This is a genomic window from Oceanobacillus alkalisoli (assembly GCF_022213125.1).
Classification (GTDB): Bacteria; Bacillota; Bacilli; order Bacillales; family Amphibacillaceae; genus Oceanobacillus; species Oceanobacillus alkalisoli.
This window is the reverse complement of the sequence record NZ_JAKNRA010000001.1, coordinates 141451-161439: the sequence shown is the minus strand read 5'-3', so window position 1 is coordinate 161439 and position 19989 is coordinate 141451. Positions and strand designations below refer to the sequence as shown.

The 19989-nt window shown below is 41.8% G+C and carries 16 protein-coding genes; 15 read left to right on the top strand and 1 reads right to left on the bottom strand.

The window, feature by feature from the left end; all coding sequences use genetic code 11:
- The first annotated feature begins 3 nt into the window (after positions 1–3).
- From ilvD to L3V42_RS00705, 14 genes are all read left to right on the top strand, one after another.
- Complete coding sequence (gene ilvD / locus L3V42_RS00770) at positions 4–1686, top strand: dihydroxy-acid dehydratase (RefSeq protein WP_235763530.1); 1683 nt, start codon at positions 4–6, stop codon at positions 1684–1686.
- A 713-nt stretch (positions 1687–2399) separates the two neighbouring features.
- Entirely contained in the window at positions 2400–4121 is a 1722-nt protein-coding gene (gene ilvB, locus L3V42_RS00765) for a biosynthetic-type acetolactate synthase large subunit (protein WP_235763531.1), read from the top strand.
- Positions 4118–4639 (top strand): acetolactate synthase small subunit, encoded by a 522-nt coding sequence (gene ilvN / locus L3V42_RS00760; protein ID WP_235763532.1) that lies wholly within the window; start codon positions 4118–4120, stop codon positions 4637–4639. The genes ilvB and ilvN overlap by 4 nt, the downstream gene beginning before the upstream one ends.
- 35 nt (positions 4640–4674) lie before the next feature.
- Positions 4675–5709: a ketol-acid reductoisomerase gene (ilvC, locus tag L3V42_RS00755; protein ID WP_235763533.1), complete on the top strand. Its 1035-nt coding sequence runs from the start codon at positions 4675–4677 to the stop codon at positions 5707–5709.
- A complete protein-coding gene (locus L3V42_RS00750; protein ID WP_238470998.1) occupies positions 5696–7246 on the top strand; it encodes a 2-isopropylmalate synthase in 1551 nt (516 codons plus the stop codon). The genes ilvC and L3V42_RS00750 overlap by 14 nt, the downstream gene beginning before the upstream one ends.
- 44 nt (positions 7247–7290) lie before the next feature.
- Entirely contained in the window at positions 7291–8397 is a 1107-nt protein-coding gene (gene leuB, locus L3V42_RS00745; RefSeq protein ID WP_235763535.1) for a 3-isopropylmalate dehydrogenase, read from the top strand.
- Between the two features lie 25 nt (positions 8398–8422).
- Positions 8423–9829 carry a 3-isopropylmalate dehydratase large subunit gene (leuC, locus tag L3V42_RS00740; RefSeq protein ID WP_235763536.1) on the top strand — a complete coding sequence of 469 codons (1407 nt, stop codon included), beginning with the start codon at positions 8423–8425 and terminating at the stop codon, positions 9827–9829.
- Positions 9830–9845: 16 nt separating this feature from the next.
- Positions 9846–10424: a 3-isopropylmalate dehydratase small subunit gene (leuD, locus tag L3V42_RS00735; protein ID WP_235763537.1), complete on the top strand. Its 579-nt coding sequence runs from the start codon at positions 9846–9848 to the stop codon at positions 10422–10424.
- A 473-nt stretch (positions 10425–10897) separates the two neighbouring features.
- Complete coding sequence (gene ilvA / locus L3V42_RS00730) at positions 10898–11863, top strand: threonine ammonia-lyase (RefSeq protein ID WP_255771097.1); 966 nt, start codon at positions 10898–10900, stop codon at positions 11861–11863.
- A 688-nt stretch (positions 11864–12551) separates the two neighbouring features.
- Positions 12552–13562 carry an ABC transporter ATP-binding protein gene (locus tag L3V42_RS00725; RefSeq protein WP_238470997.1) on the top strand — a complete coding sequence of 337 codons (1011 nt, stop codon included), beginning with the start codon at positions 12552–12554 and terminating at the stop codon, positions 13560–13562.
- Positions 13549–14481 carry an ABC transporter ATP-binding protein gene (locus tag L3V42_RS00720; protein WP_238470996.1) on the top strand — a complete coding sequence of 311 codons (933 nt, stop codon included), beginning with the start codon at positions 13549–13551 and terminating at the stop codon, positions 14479–14481. Before L3V42_RS00725 ends, L3V42_RS00720 begins: the two co-directional genes overlap by 14 nt.
- A gap of 6 nt (positions 14482–14487) precedes the next feature.
- Positions 14488–15450 carry an oligopeptide ABC transporter permease gene (gene opp4B, locus L3V42_RS00715; RefSeq protein ID WP_235763541.1) on the top strand — a complete coding sequence of 321 codons (963 nt, stop codon included), beginning with the start codon at positions 14488–14490 and terminating at the stop codon, positions 15448–15450.
- Positions 15451–15479: 29 nt separating this feature from the next.
- Complete coding sequence (locus tag L3V42_RS00710; protein ID WP_235763542.1) at positions 15480–16379, top strand: ABC transporter permease; 900 nt, start codon at positions 15480–15482, stop codon at positions 16377–16379.
- A 134-nt stretch (positions 16380–16513) separates the two neighbouring features.
- Positions 16514–18430 (top strand): oligopeptide ABC transporter substrate-binding protein, encoded by a 1917-nt coding sequence (locus L3V42_RS00705; RefSeq protein WP_235763543.1) that lies wholly within the window; start codon positions 16514–16516, stop codon positions 18428–18430.
- Positions 18431–18505: 75 nt separating this feature from the next.
- Here the strand turns inward: L3V42_RS00705 and L3V42_RS00700 are convergent, their stop codons facing one another.
- Positions 18506–19291 carry an HAD family hydrolase gene (locus L3V42_RS00700; RefSeq protein WP_235763544.1) on the bottom strand — a complete coding sequence of 262 codons (786 nt, stop codon included), beginning with the start codon at positions 19289–19291 and terminating at the stop codon, positions 18506–18508.
- Positions 19292–19471: 180 nt separating this feature from the next.
- Here L3V42_RS00700 and L3V42_RS00695 point away from each other — a divergent pair, with 180 nt between their 5' ends.
- Positions 19472–19753, top strand: coding sequence for a hypothetical protein (locus L3V42_RS00695; protein WP_235763545.1), 282 nt, complete (start codon positions 19472–19474; stop codon positions 19751–19753).
- Positions 19754–19989: the final 236 nt, after the last annotated feature.

Genomic DNA, 19989 nt, shown 5'->3' with positions numbered 1-19989 from the left:
GGTATGTCAAAGGATCTAAGAATTAAGAGTCAGGCATTTGATGGGAAAATGCGTTCACCGAACCGGGCGATGCTTCGGGCGGTAGGTCTTACCGATGAAGACTTTAAAAAACCGATGGTCGGTGTTGCAGATACAGAAAGTGATGTCACACCATGTAACGTACATCTCGGAGCATTAGCTAAAGAAGCAAGAGAGGGTGTACGTGAGGCAGGAGCAGTTCCGTTCTTGTTCCATACGATTACTGTTTCTGACGGAATTTCGATGGGTACACAAGGCATGCGCTACTCGCTTCCGAGCCGGGAGATTATCGCTGACTCGATTGAAACAGTTGTCGGAGCGGAAAATATGGACGGACTTGTCGCGTTTGGAGGATGTGATAAGAACATTCCGGGCTGTATGATCGCAATAGCTAACGCGGAAATTCCATCTGTCTTCGTTTACGGAGGAACAATTGCACCGGGTAATCTGAACGGAAAAGATATCGACCTCGTATCTGTCTTCGAAGGTGTCGGGAAAAATAATAAAGGGGACATCAGTGACGAAGAGCTAAAACAAATCGAATGTGCTGCTTGTCCAGGTGCTGGGTCTTGTGGTGGAATGTACACTGCAAACACGATGGCATCAGCGGTTGAAGCGTTAGGTATGAGTTTACCAGGAAGCTCTTCCCACCCTGCAGTATCGAAAGAGAAGGGCGTTGACTCGAAGGAAGCAGGCCGTGCTGTATATAATCTGATTGAGAAACGGATTTTCCCGAAAGATATTATGACGAAAGAAGCATTTGAAAATGCTATTACCCTAGTTATGGCACTTGGTGGCTCAACGAACGCAATTCTACACTTACTTGCGATCGCTCATGCAATTGAAGTCGACCTTACGATTGATGACTTCGCACGTATCCAGAAAAAAGTCCCTCATATTGCCGACTTGAAGCCGAGCGGAAGATTCGTTTTCCAAGACTTATACAACGTTGGCGGGGTTCAGGCAGTCATGAAGATGCTACTGGAAAACGGCTACCTACATGGAGATTGCTTAACTGTAACTGGAAAAACATTAGCAGAAAACTTGAAAGATGTTCCGGATTTGACAGAAGGACAAGAGGTAATTACGCCGCTTGACAATCCGAAACGTAAAGATGGACCACTGGTCGTTCTGAAAGGAAATCTATCACCAGAAGGTTCGGTTGCGAAACTGTCGGGAGTTAAAGTAAAACAACATACTGGTCCAGCACGTGTCTTTAACACCGAGGAAGAAGCGACACAAGCTGTGATAGAAGATAGAATCAATGAAGGCGACGTGTTAATTATCCGTTATGTCGGACCAAAAGGCGGACCAGGAATGCCGGAGATGCTATCCCTTTCTAGTATTCTAGTAGGGAAAGGCCTTGGTGAAAAAGTTGCCCTCTTAACAGATGGGCGCTTCTCTGGTGGAACCCACGGGCTTGTAATTGGTCACATTGCACCAGAAGCACAAGTCGGAGGGCCGATTGCGCTAGTTGAAGAAGGCGATTCCGTCACGATCGATACAGTGAACATGGAGCTGACTTTTGAAGTGAGCGAAGAAGAACTTGAGACCCGTCGCAGCAAGTGGGTTGCACCACCACTTTACAAAAAAGGTGCCTTAGGGAAATACGCACATAATGTTACAAGCGCCTCAAAAGGTGCAGTCACTGATTACTTAAATAGATAACCAACCTGAAAATGATCCGGTAATCCCCGGGTCATTTTTTTTCGTGTTGCGGGACTAGGGTCAGAGCACTTGTCCCACTTGGGACAGTTGCTCTGACCCTAGTCCCGCTAAAAATAAAATTTATCAGAAAAAAATTAAATATTTTTTTAAAATGCAAAAGTTGATTGAATCAATAATGTAAGCGCAATCAATTTATTTGATTTATCTAAAGTGTCGAATAACTTTGTGAAAAGCGGTTGACCTTTTCTAAAAACCATTGTATGATAAACGGCAACATCACAAAGCACAACTGCTTCAGGAACGAAGCCAAATAAAAGTGATCTTAATTGTGCACGATGAAATGATAATCTAATACGAATAAAAATCGATGACGAGAATAAAAGAACATGGTCCTGGTACTCACAGAGATCTGGGGTTGCTGGAAGCCCAGAAGTACCAATTGTTCCGACATCATCTCCGAGTGCCCAGCTGAACGATCTTGATTTAAAGATCCATTAAGCTGTGCCAGGTGCAACCTATTGCACCTGTTATCCAATCAAGCTGATTCAGCTTGATGAGACAGTATCCGTAAGGGTGCTGTGAATATGGGTGGTACCGTGAAGAGTAGACGCTTTTCTCCCCAATATACATGCAGGTAGGCGTGTTGTGGGGCGAATAGCGTCTTTTTTGATACTAAAATAACTAATTCTTTAAAAAATGAGGGAGGTATACGAATGGCGGTTGAAGCAAGGCAGAAGACGGAAGCAGGGAAGGGGTTCGTAACGGGGGCTGATTTACTTATTGAAGCCCTAGTGGAAGCGAAGGTTGAAAAAGTTTTTGGGTATCCAGGCGGTGCCGTATTACCGATTTATGATGCAATGTTCCGTCACGAATTTCCCTTTGAACACATACTCTGCCGCCATGAACAAGGATCCATCCACGCAGCAGAAGGGTATGCAAGAGTTACCGGGAAGCCAGGGGTAGTTATTGCAACATCAGGACCGGGAGCAACTAACCTGATTACTGGAATAACTGATGCAATGATGGATTCCTTACCGCTTGTTATCATTACCGGGCAAGTCGGACAGGGAGTAATTGGAACGGATGCTTTCCAAGAAGCGGATGTATTAGGTCTTACAACTCCAATTACGAAATATAATTATCAGGTTCAGGATGCAAAAGAATTATCGAGAGTTGTTAATGAGGCCTTCTATATTGCAACAACGGGACGCCCAGGACCGGTACTTATCGATATTCCGAAAAACATATCAGCGGAACTGACTGTCCAAAGCGAGAGCAACACGATTGAATTACCGGGCTACCAGCCGAATGTTAAACCGAATGCGTTACAACTGCAAAAGTTAGCTAACCTGTTGGAACAAGCAGAACGACCAGTTCTCTTGGCAGGAGCAGGCGTATTACTTTCTGACGGGACAAAATATTTAAGAGAATTTGTCGAAAGATACGAAATTCCAGTTGTAAATACATTACTTGGTCTTGGCAATTTCCCTGGAACGCATGAGCTATTCCTCGGCATGGGTGGCATGCATGGCACATACACTGCAAACATGGCGATTTATGAGGCGGACGTTCTTATCAATATCGGAGCGAGGTTCGATGACCGCTTAACCGGAAAAGTCGCAAACTTCGCACCAGGAGCAAAAGTTGCACATATCGACATTGACCCAGCGGAAATTGGGAAAATCATCCGCACGGACGTACCGATTGTAGCTGACGCGAAAACAGCCTTACAAGCATTGCTCGCTATGGATATTAAAAAACCCGAAACAACAGAATGGATAGCAAAGCAAAAGGAAAACAAAGAGAACTATCCATATTGGTATAAGCGAAATGAGGAGAAAGTTTCTCCACAATGGCTGATTGAACAAATCTGCGAGAAATCGAAAGGGGAAGCAATTGTCGCAACGGATGTTGGACAGCACCAAATGTGGGCGGCGCAATTTTACGCTTTCAACAAGCCGCATAACTGGCTTACATCCGGTGGATTAGGGACGATGGGCTTCGGTTTACCAGCAGCAATCGGTGCACAATTCGGCAGACCAGATGATTTAGTTATTGCGATTGTCGGGGATGGTGGTGTCCAGATGACGATTCAGGAACTAGCAGTAATCCATGAACATAGTTTACCCGTTAAAGTATTTATCGTGAATAACGAGGCACTTGGAATGGTAAGACAATGGCAGGAAAAGTTCCATGGCGAACGTTACTCGAGCTCATTATTAACCAAAAATCCAGACTTTTTGAAAATAGCGGAAGGTTACGGTATCCGTAGCATGCTAGTTGAAAAAGAAAAAGATGTTCCAGGCGTATTGGAAGATGTCTTCGCTTATGACGGTCCGGTAGTTGTTGATTTCCGGATTGATTGGAAAGAAAAAGTATTTCCGATGGTCGCACCTGGAAAAGGGAATAACGAAATGGTGGGGGTGAAGCCGTGAAACGGATTATAAGCTGTACCGTGCAAAATCGCGGTGGTGTTTTAAACAGAATTACCGGAATGTTTTCAAAGCGACATTTTAATATCGAGAGCATTACCGTTGGCGAATCAGAAGCAGAAGGGATTGCAAAAATGACATTCGTCGTTAATGTGGAAGATGAGCATAAGCTTGAACAGCTGACCAAACAGCTCCACAAACAAATCGATGTCATTAAAGTATCCGATATAACAGAGAAATCGGTTGTCGCCCGCGAACTGGCTCTAATTAAAGTAACAGCGAATAGCCAAATCCGAGCTGAGATCCAGGGACTGATTGACCCATTCCGTGGGGTGGTTGTTGATATCAGTAAAGACACGATGACCGTTCAAGTCACTGGAAAGACAGATAAGATTGACGCGTTTATCACGCTATTAAAACCATTTGGTATTAAAGAGATTGCTAGAACAGGAGTAACAGCATTACTAAGAGGCCAACAAACGAAGAGCTATGTGGCTGAAGTAAGCTCACTTACAATATAAAAAAATAAATTCAAAAATGAGAGGGAGATTTTAAAATGGCAAAAGTGTTATACGAAAAGGATATCAATAATCAAGTATTAGAGGGGAAAAAAGTTGCGGTTGTAGGATACGGTTCCCAAGGTCATGCACATGCTCAAAACTTACGCGACAGCGGATATGAAGTAGTGATTGGTTTACGTCAAGGTAAATCCCAGGAGCAAGCAGAAGAAGATGGATTCAAAGTCTATCCGGTTGACGAAGCAGTAAAACAAGCAGATCTTGTTATGATCTTACTTCCAGATGAAACACAGCAAAAAGTATATGAAGCAAGTGTTAAAGAAAACTTAAAACCAGGCAGTGCTTTAGCATTTGCTCACGGATTCAACATCCATTATTCACAAATCGTTCCGCCACAAAATGTTGACGTGTTCCTAGTTGCTCCAAAAGGACCAGGTCACTTAGTTAGAAGAACATACGAAGAAGGTGCAGGAGTACCGGCGTTATACGGAGTGTATCAGGATGTAACTGGTAAAGCAAAAGATGTTGCACTAGCTTATGCCCAAGCAATCGGAGCAGCTCGTGCAGGTGTGCTTGAAACATCCTTCCAAGAAGAAACGGAAACAGACTTATTCGGAGAACAAGCAGTTCTTTGCGGCGGGGTAACAAGCTTAATCAAAGCTGGATTCGAAACACTTACAGAAGCTGGCTACCAACCAGAAGTTGCATACTTTGAGTGTCTCCATGAAATGAAGTTAATCGTTGACTTGCTCTATGAAGGCGGACTTGAAAACATGCGTTATTCCATCTCCGACACAGCACAGTGGGGTGACTTCGTATCAGGAGAGCGTGTAATCAATGATGAAACAAAAGATCGTATGAAAGATATCTTGAAGGATGTTCAAAATGGTGCATTCGCTAAAGGCTGGATTCTTGAAAACCAGGCAGGACGCCCGCAGTTCAATGCAATCAACCGTGCAGAAAATAACCATCCGATTGAAAAAGTTGGAAGGGAGTTACGTGACCTGATGCCGTTTGTTAAACAGCCAATTCAGGAAAAGCAAAAGGATGTGAAGGAATATGTCCAGAATTAAAATATTTGATACAACACTACGAGACGGCGAACAGTCACCAGGAGTAAATCTTAATAAATTAGAAAAATTAGAGATCGCCAAACAACTTGAACGTCTTGGAGTGGACCGGATAGAAGCAGGATTTCCTGCTTCTTCCAAAGGTGACTTCGAGGCAGTAAAAGAGATTGCTGACACAATGGAAACGACATCTGTTATTGCCTTAGCGAGAACCGTTAAATCAGATATTGATACAGCCTGGGAAGCTTTAAAAGCAGCAAAAAAGCCAGCCATCCATATATTCTTGGCAACTTCACCAATCCATATGGAATATAAATTACGTAAAACCCCAGAAGAAGTAATTGAAACCTCCGTTGAAATGGTCCGCTATGCAAAGGAGAGATTTCCAGAAGTTCAGTGGTCAGCGGAAGATGCATCCCGTTCAGATCTGCCCTTCTTAGCGGAAATCATTGAAAAAGTAATTGATGCAGGAGCGAATGTCATTAATCTCCCGGATACAGTAGGTTATGCGACACCGGAAGAATACGGGAAAATGTTCAAATACATGAAGGATAATGTACCAAACATTGATCAAGTAAGTCTTTCTTGCCACTGCCATGACGATCTTGGTATGGCAGTAGCGAACTCGATTGCAGCCGTTGAAAATGGTGCAACTCAGGTAGAAGGCGCGATTAATGGTATTGGCGAGCGGGCAGGGAACGCAGCACTTGAAGAAGTAGCTGTCGCACTCAAGGTTCGTTCGGACTTTTACCCATATGAAACAGGGCTAGTCCTAAATGAAATCAAACGGACGAGTGATCTGGTTGCAAAGTTAACCGCCATGCACGTTCAAGCGAATAAAGCGATTGTCGGACGTAATGCATTCAGTCACGAATCGGGAATCCACCAAGATGGTGTGCTAAAACATGTGGAAACATATGAAATCATCACACCGGCAATGGTCGGCGTTCAAGAAGCGAATACGTTATTCCTTGGAAAACATTCAGGCAGACATGCATTTAAAGAGAAGATTCAAGAATTCGGTGTTGAGCTATCGGATACGGAATTACAACTTGCTTTTGATAAATTCAAACTTTTAACCGACCATAATAAAGAAGTGACAGATGATGATATTTACACGATTATTATGGAAATAAAGACCGACTCCGAAGAAATGGATAAATATGAGATTGAAAGTTTCCAAGTGTACTATGGTACAGAGAACTCACCAACCGCAGTTGTACGATTGACATCACCAGATAAAGAACAATTTGAAGCGGCATTGACTGGAAACGGCAGTGTAGAAGCGCTTTACAAAACGATGGAAAGTTTAATCGGAGAAGAGTTGAAACTCATCGATTACCAGCTGAATTCAGTTGGTGGCGGACAAGACGCCTTAGCGGAAGCATATGTCCAATTGAGTGTGAATGGTGAAGTGATGAACGGCCGCAGCTCACACCAGGATGTATTAATGGCATCGGCGAGCGCCTATATTAATGCGGTGAATCGCTATATTTTAAAACATAGCCCAGGGAACCAGAAGCGAGCGGTTAGCCAATAAATGAAGAAAAAAGAGTATGTAAACTACAGGAAGGGGAACCAATCATGAAAAAACAAATTACTTTACTTCCAGGCGACGGTATCGGCCCAGAGATCATGGAGAGTGCGAAAGAAGTATTACAAGTCATTGCGGAAGAGTTTAATCATGATCTTTTGTTTCATGAACATGCCATTGGCGGCAATGCAGTTGACGCTTACGGCGAGCCCCTCCCGGAAGAGACGTTAAAAGCAGCTGAAGAAGGCGATGCAATCTTACTCGGCGCTGTAGGTGGCCCGAAGTGGGAAAATCATCCGGTGCATCAGCGACCTGAACAGGGACTGCTTAAAATCCGCAAAAGCTTGGGATTATTTGCGAATCTACGTCCGATTAAATTGATCCCTGCATTAATTCATGCTTCACCATTAAAAGAAGAAGTTGTAGCAGCAAGCGATATAGTCATTATTCGTGAGCTGACGGGGGGATTATATTTCGGAAAACCGAGTGAACGCCGGAATAACGGGAGTTCTGTAGTAGATACTCTAAGCTATGAACGCTACGAAATGGAGCGGATTATTGAAAAGGGCTTTGAAACAGCAATGTCCCGCAGAAAACATCTGACATCTGTCGATAAAGCAAATGTGCTCGAATCCAGCAGAATGTGGCGGGAAATTGTGGAAGAAAAGGCAAAAGATTATCCGGAAGTAACCGTTGAGCATGTCCTTGTCGATGCCGCGGCGATGAAGTTAATCACAAATCCAGCCTCATTTGATACGATTGTCACAGAAAACTTATTTGGTGATATTTTAAGTGATGAAGCGTCAGTTATTACTGGTTCACTAGGTATGTTGCCATCAGCAAGCGTCAGAGAAGATGGCCTAGGCTTATACGAACCGATTCATGGTTCTGCACCTGATATTGCTGGTAAAGGAATTGCTAATCCATTAGGTATGATTTTATCTGCAAGCTTTATGCTAAGAAATTCATTCGGACTTCAAACAGAAGCAAATGAAATTGAGCGAGCAGTAAATGAAGCATTAGAAGAAGGTTATCATACAGCGGATCTTGATGTTAAAGATGGAACGCTCGTTTCAACGAAAGAAATGACGGAAGTTGTGATTGATAATCTGACTGCACGAAGCATTTCGGATGATATTTGTTATATGTATGTATAAAGAGAAAACGTAAGAGGTGAGGAAGATGGGAAAGCCAAAAACAATTATTGAAAAAGTTTGGGAACAGCATGTCGTTCATCGAGAAGAAGGGAAGCCAGACCTTTTATATATTGATCAGCATTTAGTGCATGAGGTAACATCTCCTCAAGCTTTTGAAGGCCTGCGTCTTGCAAATCGCAAGGTGCGTAGACCCGATTTAACGTATGCAACGATGGATCATAACGTTCCAACCAAAAACCGGGATGTCATAAAAGATGAAATCTCCCGTAAGCAAATGGAAACTCTACGCAAGAACTGTGAAGACTTTGGCATTAAGCTTGCAGATATGTTCCACCCCGATCAAGGTATTGTGCATGTCATTGGTCCGCAGCTTGGTCTGACACAGCCAGGTAAAACAATTGTCTGTGGGGACAGCCATACGTCTACACATGGAGCTTTCGGAGCGCTTGCTTTTGGAATTGGTACGAGTGAAGTGGAACATGTCCTTGCGACTCAAACGATATGGCAAGATCGTCCGAAGACATTAAATGTAAAAGTTGAAGGAGATCTTGGACCAGGTGTTACTGCAAAAGACCTTATTCTAGCGATTATTGCCAAATACGGTGTTCGTTTCGGTACTGGTTATGTAATGGAATATACTGGTGAAGCCATCCGTAAACTAACGATGGAAGAACGCATGACGATTTGTAACATGTCGATTGAAGCTGGAGCAAGAGCAGGTTTAATCAGTCCGGATCAGACGACTGTTGAATTCTTAAGAGGAAGAGAGTATGTTCCAAAAGATGAAGCGTTTGATAGAGTAAGTGAAGAGTGGCTAGCTTTAGCAACGGACGAAGGAGCAGTTTACGATCATACCGTTACAATCAATGCAGCAGAAGTTGAACCACAGGTCACGTGGGGAACAAACCCGGGGATGGGTGTTCCGGTTAGTGGTGCAACACCGTTTGTCGCAGAATCAGATAATCCGGATGAAGTAGAACGTGCACTAGAATATATGGGACTTGAAGAAAATCAGCCAATTACTTCTATTGAAATCGACCATGTATTTATTGGTTCTTGTACGAATTCACGCCTAAGCGATTTGAAGAAAGCTGCAGCAATTGTAGAAGGAAAACAAGTGAAAGATACGATTAAAGCGATTGTTGTTCCAGGATCCTTCAGTGTTAAACTTGAAGCTGAAAAAGCAGGTATTGACAAAGTATTCAAAGAAGCAGGTTTTGAATGGCGCGACTCCGGGTGTAGTATGTGTCTAGGAATGAATGATGATGTCGTCCCTGCAGGCGGCCGTTGTGCATCCACTTCAAACCGTAACTTTGAAGGAAGACAAGGTAACGGGGCAAGAACACATCTTGTCAGTCCGGAAATGGCTGCAGCGGCTGCTATTGAAGGTCGCTTTGTTGATGTCCGTCATTTTGCAGGAGTAGCACAATAAGAAGGGAGACTTTACAATGGAAGCAATCGAACAGCATGAAGGTTTGGTTTACGCATTAAACCGTGCAAACATTGACACGGACCAAATCATCCCAAAGCAATTTTTAAAGCGGATTGAACGAACCGGATTTGGTCAATTTCTCTTTTATAACTGGCGCTTTCATGATGACGGGAGCTTAAGAGAAGATTTCAGTATGAACGATCCGAAATATGACGGTGCATCCATCTTGCTTGCGGGAGATAACTTTGGTTGTGGTTCTTCAAGGGAACATGCACCATGGGCACTGGAAGACTATGGTTTTAAAGTAATCATTGCACCAAGTTTTGCTGATATCTTTTATAATAACGCCCTTAAGAATGGAATTATTCTTGTGAAGCTGGATGAAGAGCAAATAAAAGAATGGCAGAATCGGTCGGAAGATGGACAGTTAAGCTTAAGTGTCGATCTACAGAATCAGACAATTACAGACGATTCGGGAAAAGTTGTCGAATTTGATATACCATCTTATCATAAAGAAAAATTGATTAATGGCTGGGATGATATTGCTTTAACCTTATTAATGGAAGAAAAAATTTTCGAATTTGAAAATAGTTGAAGAACTATAACGGATATAGTGAAATAGAGACATAGAAGTAGAAGAAAAAGAAGAAAATATGGTAACGTAGGGATAAGCAAACTATTTCTATTATATAATAGTGTGTGTGTGCAAAAAGGAGGATAAAAAGGACCGAGGTCGGCTAAATAAGCAACGTCCTGTTGCAACGCCGAAACTAGCACATTCTGTGCGAAATTCGAGGCGGCGAAGCTCCCGGCACCGGAATGTACGTTAGTAGGTACATGAAGAGCGGAAAAGCGAGCCAACGAGCTTCCACAGGAAGTGGTGAGTTCTACGTTGTCCACAGGACGTGGACGGTCTTAGTAGAACCTCCCTTTCACGAAGTGTCATTTTTACCGGACTTTTTGAACAACCTCTAATAGAAGGAAACTAATAATAAGGAGTGTGGCTTTCTTGGGGATTTAGCAGGAGATTTATTAACTGGCGAGAAAATTTATCAAGCATGGAAGCGGCTGGCACCGATTGTCCATCAAACACCATTACTCACCTCCCATACGATTGATGATATGGTGGGCAGGAAAGTATATTGCAAGATGGAAAATCAGCAAAAGACAGGAGCATTCAAGTTTCGCGGAGCAACATTCAAGCTCATGCAACTGACAAAAGAGGAGCTGAAAAGGGGTGTTATAACCGCTTCAGCTGGTAATCATGCACAAGGAGTTGCCTATGCAGCAAGAAAGCTCGGCGCAAGTGCGAAGATTTTCATGCCTGAAGGAACACCACTAGCGAAAGTACATGCGACAAGAAATTATGGAGCAGATGTTGTACTGACAGGTGAAAGTTTCCAGGAAGCTTATCAAGCATCAATGGAATATGAAAAGATAAGTGGAAGTGTATATGTCCATCCTTTTGATGATTACGATGTGATGACAGGACAAGGGACAATCGCGATGGAGTTGTTGCGCCAGGAAGATCGGATTGACACTGTCTTTGTACCAATTGGCGGAGGCGGTCTGATTGCTGGAATCGCGGTTGCATGTAAACACATCAATCGCAATATCCAAGTAATCGGTGTCCAAGCAAGTGGAGCAGATGCAATGTATCAAAGCTATCACGCAAAAGAAATGAAGCATCTAACAGATGTAAGTACACTTGCAGACGGGATAGCTGTAAAAGAACCTGGCAATTCAACATTTCCTATTATCAGGGATTATGTTGATGACGTCGTTACCGTTACCGATGAACAGATAGCTGCGAGTATTTTATTCATGTTGGAACGGAATAAAACACTGACAGAAGGAGCGGGAGCCACTGCACTGGCTGGACTATTCGCCTATCACAAAGAGATCCCAAGCAGGCACTCAGGTGTCATTGTAAGTGGGGGGAACTTTGATATTAAACGGATGACTGAAATCCAGGAATTAGCAGAAGGTTTTTTTCCAGTTGAAGTAAAGGAAAAGGAACAAATAGCTTATTAACATGCAAGTGAACGCTATAATAATAAATAAATCCGAGCAATTCAAGTATCATTTTAATGATGCAGCCAATTGTTCGGATTTATTTTTACTCCATTTCCGCAAGTAAACAATCGCTTGCTAAGAATAGTTTGAATGTGCCGCAGCTGTACTATTACGATAATCGAATAATATTGTTACAGATTTCTCATTCCACTAAAAATGAAATACATAAAAGAAAAGAAGCAATTGATTAGGCATTATTCATCATGGTACAAATGAAAATTTCCAAAGTTTTTAGTAAAGAAATAAATTTTTGCATATTTACATCGGTTGTGAAAAAAGTTGGTTTAGCAAGGATTTTATTCTCTTATTGGGGATTTTTGAAATAATATTGGATGTAAATCTATTTTGTAATATTGCTTTTTTCAAATAATTCCCTTATAATCACATTACTATAATTTTTCGTTAACCTTACGAAGGTTACAAGATTACTAACCTTGTGTAACAAAAAGTAAACATAATGAATATTTCTTGCTACAGCTGAATGATGATTCATCCTTGTGAAAAATATGTTGCAAAAATTGTTAAAAATGCTAAAATAATATGCAAGTAAATCAAAATTATCAGAACTTTACGATTTTAGTGTATTAAAGAAGCCCTTATAGAATATCCATCTATTTAGAAATTTGCTAACGTAAGAGGGGATAATATGAGTAGAAAACTGTTAGAGATAGAAAACCTTACCACTTCATTCAAAATCGGTCAAGCCTACTATGCTGCAGTGGATGATGTGTCATTAACGGTTAACAGGAACGAAGTATTAGGAATTGTTGGCGAATCAGGTTCAGGAAAGAGTGCTTTAGCATTTTCTGTAATGCGATTACATAATCGTGCGAAAATTGAAGGGAAAATACAGCTGGAAGATGTGGATTTAGTAAAAGCGACAACGAGTGAGTTGAATCAATTTCGTGGTGATAAGCTGTCCATGATTTTCCAAGACCCGCTAACTGCACTTAATCCATTAATGGAAATTGGGGCTCAAATTAGTGAGACGCTCATCCTCCATCGGCCAAAAATGTCCAAGCAAGAACGTTATGATCGTGTTATTGAGTTATTGGACTTAGTGGGGATCTCACGACCGGAACATGTTTACCAGCAATATCCTCACGAACTCTCAGGTGGTATGAGACAGCGTGTCATCATTGCCATTGCGATTGCGAACAAGCCGCAATTACTCATAGCGGATGAGCCGACAACGGCACTTGATGTGACCATTCAAGCACAAATACTCGATTTGATTCGAGAGCTGCGGGACGAAATGGATGCAGGAATTATCCTGATAACCCATGACCTTGGAGTTGTTGCAGAAATGGCAGACCGAATTGCTGTCATGTATGCAGGTCAAATTGTAGAAATCGCAGATGTACATACATTATTTGAAAATCCATTACATCCCTATACGAGATCACTACTCAATTCGGTACCAACTGAAGGACAAGACAGGCTCCATGTCATTCAAGGAATTGTACCAGGCTTACAACACTTACCTCGGACAGGTTGTCGCTTTGCGGCACGGATTCCCTGGATTGACGAATCCGTCCATGAAGAGAATCCGGTATTACACGAAGTGACACCAGGACATTTTGTCCGTTGCACCTGTCACAGTCATTTTTACTTCCCAGAAGAAGGTAAGGAGGAAATTACAAATGGCAATACTTGATGTTAATGGGCTAAAGGTATATTTCCCAATTAAAGGCGGAGTATTCAATCGAACGGTCGGTCACATCAAGGCCGTCGATGATGTATCCTTTTCGATTGAGCAAGGTAAAACATATGGACTTGTAGGTGAATCTGGTTCAGGTAAATCAACGACCGGAAGAGCGATTGTCGGGTTAGAGAACATCACTGCCGGAAAAATTCTTTTTGAAGGTGAAGATATCACTTCCCGGAAAAGTAAAACAAAAGATATGAGAAAAGATATTCAAATGATTTTCCAGGATCCTTATTCATCATTGAACCCACGCAAAAGGGTACTTGACATTATTGCAGAACCACTGCAAAACTATGAAAAGTTAACAAAAAATGAAGAAAAACAACGAGTGTATGAATTATTGGAATTAGTAGGTTTGAATCCAGAAAGTGTTTGGAAATTCCCGCACCAATTCTCTGGTGGACAAAGACAACGTATCGGAGTTGCCCGGGCAATTGCCTTAAAGCCGAAGCTAATTATCGCTGATGAACCTGTATCTGCACTTGATGTATCCGTACAAGCACAGGTATTGAACTTTATGCAGGATATTCAAAAAGAACTTGATTTAACGTATTTGTTTATTAGCCATGACCTTGGTGTAGTGGAGCATATGTGCGATGAAATTGCTATCATGTACAGAGGACGCTACGTTGAACAAGGAACACGTAAAGATATCTTTGAAAATCCGCAGCATATTTACACGAAGCGACTCATTGCAGCAATTCCGGATATCAATCCACGCAACAGGGATGCACAATACGCATTTCGTCAAGAAGTAAAGAGAGAATACGAAGACTCATTCGATGACTACTTCAATGCGGAAGGGTTAGCGTATAAGTTACAGAACATCTCTGACACCCATAGAGTCGCATTACCAGAGAGAGGTTGATCCGATATGTGGAAATTTATCGTTAGAAGACTATTAATCACGTTCCCGCAAATTGTATTACTGAGTATCTTAATCTTTCTAATGGCACAATCGATGCCTGGGGATGCATTGACTGGATTACTTGACCCGAATATAGATCAATCAACAATACAAGAGCAGCGTGAAAGAATGGGATTGAATGACCCATGGCATATTAAATATGCAGATTGGGTTGGTGGTTTAGTTCAAGGGGATTTAGGCCAGTCTTTCCGTTTTAAAATGGATGTGTCAGAACTCATTTCACAACGGATGGAAAATACGATTTTACTTTCTATTGTGACATTAATATTTACATATCTCATGGCTATACCTTTAGGAATCACAAGCGGGCGTTATAATGATACGTTACTGGATCAAGCAATAACGGGTTATACGTATGTTGGCTTTGCAACACCATTATTCATATTCGGACTTATCATGTTATTTATCTTCGGTTATCAATTAGGTTGGTTTCCAACAAGTGGTAGCGTTGCACCTGGCATGGTGCCAGGCACTCTCGATTATTGGATTAGCAAATTAAAACATGTCATGTTGCCCGCACTTTCTATGGCATTAATCCAAACGGTATCCACTGTCCAATACTTAAGAAGTGAAATCGTCGATACAAAGCAAAAAGATTTTATTATTACCGCAAGAGCGAAAGGGGCTTCTGAATCCCGGGTTTATAATCGGCATATTTTTAGAAATTCATTACTGCCGATTGCAGCATTCTTCGGCTGGGAGATTACGACGCTTATATCAGGAACCGTATTTATTGAACAGATATTCGGTTATCCTGGTATGGGTCTGCTGTTTTTAGAGTCCATTAATATGCGTGACTATAGTGTTGTAACTGCACTCGTTTTATTATTTGGTATCGCACAGATCTTAGGTGCTCTATTATCGGATATTATTTTAAGTCTTGTGGACCCCCGTATTCGCATAAAATAGAAGTCGATCAACTCTGAGGTGAAAATAAAATGGAAATAAAAAATGTTCAGATGGAGGCAACCAAGGCGGAGAATCCTACTGTTATCCGCATACTCTGGCGAGAGATATTTAAAGACAAACTAGCATTAATATCCTTAATATTTTTAGTATTAGTAACTACTTTAGTGTATGGGATTTCCTTTGTCCTTGATCAGAGTGAAATTGTAAAGGTCGATTTATTCGCGATACACGAAGCGCCGGGCGAAGAGTTTATCTTAGGTACCGACTATGGTGGGCGTGATGTGTTTGGACAGCTTATCATCGGTACCCGTAATTCGCTTACGATTGGATTTCTAGTTACATTAATGAGTGGGATTATCGGGATTGTCTTTGGTTTAGTTGCCGGCTATTTCGGCGGACATGTCGATAACGTGATGATGCGTATTTTGGATTTCTTCAATGTTCTTCCATTTTTGATGATTGTCATTGTGTTTGTTTCACTTGTTCCCAAGTATAATACGATTACATTCTCGCTGATTATGACGGTATTTTTATGGATGGGAATCGCTAGGTTGATCAGGTCAAAAGCGTTACAGGAAAAAGAACTTGATTATGTACAAGCATCAAGGACGCTAGGCTCATCTCATTTTAAGATCATATTTAAAGAAGTGATGCCGAACATTACTTCACTCATTGTCGTAACGATGACACTTAATTTAGCTGCCAATATTGGAATTGAATCTGGTTTATCCTTCTTAGGATTTGGTTTTCCTGAAAGTACTCCGAGCTTAGGTACATTACTAAGTTATGCAACAAACCCGCAAACGCTTGAATCGAGATGGTGGGTTTGGGTACCCGCTGCTGTATTGATTCTACTGCTCATGCTTGCGGTAAGAAACGTCGGGGAAGCATTAAGGCGTGCAGCCGATGCAAGACAGAGAAGAGGCTAGGTTTTTAAAATGATCTATACTCATTTGATTACTGACATCAATATTAATCCTTGTATTGATGTTTAGTATAAACTGTCCGCGCCAATGGGATGGACAGTAAAAAATAAAAGGAATTAAAGGGGAGGTTAAAAAGGATGAGGAAAGCAAGCATTAGCAAATGGCTAGTAGCTATGATGTTACTTTTACTCTTAGTACTGGCAGCTTGTAGCGGAGACTCTGATGAGGGATCAGGTGATACAGATACTGATTCTGAAACAGATACTACCGAAGAAGAAACAGAGGATGAAGAAGGAACAGAAGATGAAGGTGACGATGCTGCTGAAGGCAAAGATGACGTCTTCTCCATCGATGATTTTGTTAAAGAGAAAACGAATGAAGGGGAAGCAATCGAAGGCGGCGGTACATTGAACTTCGGTTTAGTATCAGACACTGTATTTGAGGGAACGCTTAACTTTAACTTCTATTCAGGCGCTCCTGATGCTGAAGTTATTGAGTGGTTTGATGAGCCGTTACTCACAGTCGATGAGAATTTCTACTATACAAACGATGGTGCTGCGACGTTTGAAACAAACGAAGCTGGTGATGTATTTACCTTCACGATTCGTGATGATGTTTACTGGCATGACGGGGAGCCTTTAACTGCTGAAGATTGGGCGTATGCCTTTGAAGTAATTGGTCACCCAGACTATGATGGAGTTCGTTTCGGTGAGATTGCGAGCGTGGTCGGCGCCAGAGAATATCGCGATGCAGAAGCAGAAGCGGAAACAACATATGCAGCTGAGGCCGGTACAATCGAAGGTCTAAATATTATCGATGACAAAACATTAGAAATTACATTTACTCACGCAACACCATCTTTACTGTCTAGTGGTATTTGGACCTATGCTTTACCGAAGCATATTTTTGAAGAGATTCCAGTAGCGGAGATGTCTGAATCGGATGCCGTTCGTGTGAATCCAATCGGAATCGGGCCATTTAAAGTTGAGACTGTTGTCCCAGGAGAGTCTGTAACGTATACAGCTAATGAGGACTACTGGCAAGGTACGCCGAATCTTGATGGTGTAACCTTACAGGTTGTCAGTACACAAGCGGTTGCAGAAGCACTTGAAACGGGGCAAATCGATGCTGTCGATGCCTTCCCAGCCGATCAATACGTTGACGTACATGAGCAGTTAACGAACGTGGAATTCTTAGGGCAAATCGATCTATCTTACACGTATATCGGCTTTAAATTAGGTTCATGGGATGCGGAGAATAAGCGTGTCCAAATGGATCCAGATTCGAAAGTGGCAGACGAAGAGTTGCGTCGCGCAATGTGGTATGCCGTAGATAATGAAGCAGTTGGTGATCGTTTCTACAACGGACTACGTTGGAATGCAACAACACTTATTCCACCGTCCCATCCACTATTCCATGATCCATCCATCGAATCGCCAACTTATGATCCAGATGAAGCGAATCGTATTCTAGATGAAGCTGGCTACGAAGATGTAGATGGTGATGGTTTACGTGAGACACCAGATGGGGAAGAGTTAGTGCTTAACTTTGCTTCTATGGAAGGTGGCGACGTTGCTGAGCCAATTGCAAATTATTACATGCAGGCTTGGGAAGCGGTAGGAATTAAAGTAGAATTACTTGATGGCCGTCTGCAAGAGTTCAACGCGTTCTATGACCGAGTTGGACAAAACGGTGAAGATGATCCTGAGATTGATATCTATCAAGGTGCTTGGGGAGTAGGGCATGATGTCGATCCAAGAGGTCTATACGGTCCAGAAGAATTATTTAATTTCTCGCGTTATGAAAGTGATGAAAACACGCGCCTATTGGAAGAAGGAGTTTCTGCTGAAGCGCTTGATGACGATTATCGTTATGATGTTTACAGTGAATGGCAAGAGCTGATGGTAGAAGAGATTCCAGTATTCCCGACAGTTTACCGTGCGGAATTAGTTCCGGTTAACAACCGTGTACTTAATTATAAGATTGAACCACATTTAAAAGTTTGGTCTAGGTATGAAATTGCTGTAACACAAGAAGAACCAATCTTACCGTAATAACAGGTGAGAGGTTATCAGTAACAATAAAATTGGTTCCGAGCAAGGATGATGCTCGGAACCATTTTTTAATGATTATTCGACAAGACCGAGTTGTTTTAAGCCATTAAATATTCCAGAATCGTCCACCGTAGTCGTCCGGTGTGTTGCGTATTGGAAGAGATCCGGATCGGCATTACCCATTGCAAAGCTTGCACCAACGGTTGAAAACATTTCTTTGTCATTCATCCCGTCTCCAAAAGCAATCGTTTCTTCCTTATCAATTCCTAAATAAGCGAGAACCTGCTGAATTGCTTTGCCTTTATTAACATTGGAGCGGATGACGTCATAGGCATGCTGCATACCAGGAACATTCACTTGGGAGAGGTGAATATTGTTATCTGATTGATATGCTTCGACTTCTGATTCTTCCAGCTTCATTAACGTCATTCCTAAGATATTGTCATATTTAGGGCCGACCAGTTCTACATTTATTTCCATTTCAAACGTTTTAATAAATCCTTGTGTAAAAGGGTCATCGATGGCTGTGAAATAGTTCTCGCCATTTGAATAGAGGACCATTTCATTCTTTTTCTCCTCGGCTGTTTTTCTAAAACGTTCTACAGTTTCTGCAGCGAATGGTTCGTTTACAATTTTTTCACCTTGAACGATTCCATAAGCTCCGTTATAGCCGATTAGATTCGTAATATTAAGCGCTTTTGTCAGTCCCTTAATTTCGTGCAGCGGGCGTCCAGTTGCAATGAAAGTGTGGATATTTTTTGCTTGTAATTGTTTGATTGCTTCTACAGTAGAAGAAGAGTAAGTGTGGTCCGGCATTAATATGGTGCCGTCAATATCTAGAAATACTGCTTTATATCTCATGTTATTCTCCTTTAGTCAACTCATTATCCTATCTTATTGTACCATATTTCATTATACTTCCATGCATCTTTACCAAAACGTAATATTTAATATGGAAATTCCACCATGCTAATGAATAGACTTTAAATTTCTTTGGATATAGGCTATAATAAGAACTATATCAATATATGGGGTGAAAGCATGGTACAAACAGTTATTATAGCAGGACTTATTCTTACAGTATTGAACCTTGTCGTTAACGCTGTAATACTGCGGGCGAATAAAAATTCACAGGCCTGCTATTATTTAAGTTTCTTCTTTATTATTGTAGGTTTGCTATTATTAGCAGTCGCTTCCGTACTTCCGAAAGCTGACCTGCTTGGTGCAGGATTTGGTGGATGGGGAATCGCATCCCTATTTGCAGCAGCAATTTCATTCATGATTACATCTATCTTGGATGCTTATCAAAATGTGGAAGCGTAATTTTAACTTGTAAAAACGAAAAACATAAAACATTTCTCTCTCAGAAATGTTTTATGTTTTTTCTTTTTGTTCAATTTTCGTATCTGTAAATTCAAAGCCCCCTTAGTGCTCAGCGCGAGGAGGCTTGCCGGCCGCTCAGCAGGTGCGAGAAGTGTCTGGACTGCGGACCTCCAGAAGCGAGTTTCGGATACTTACGCTGTATGAAAGTAATCAGTGGCTTGATAAAGGAACATTTA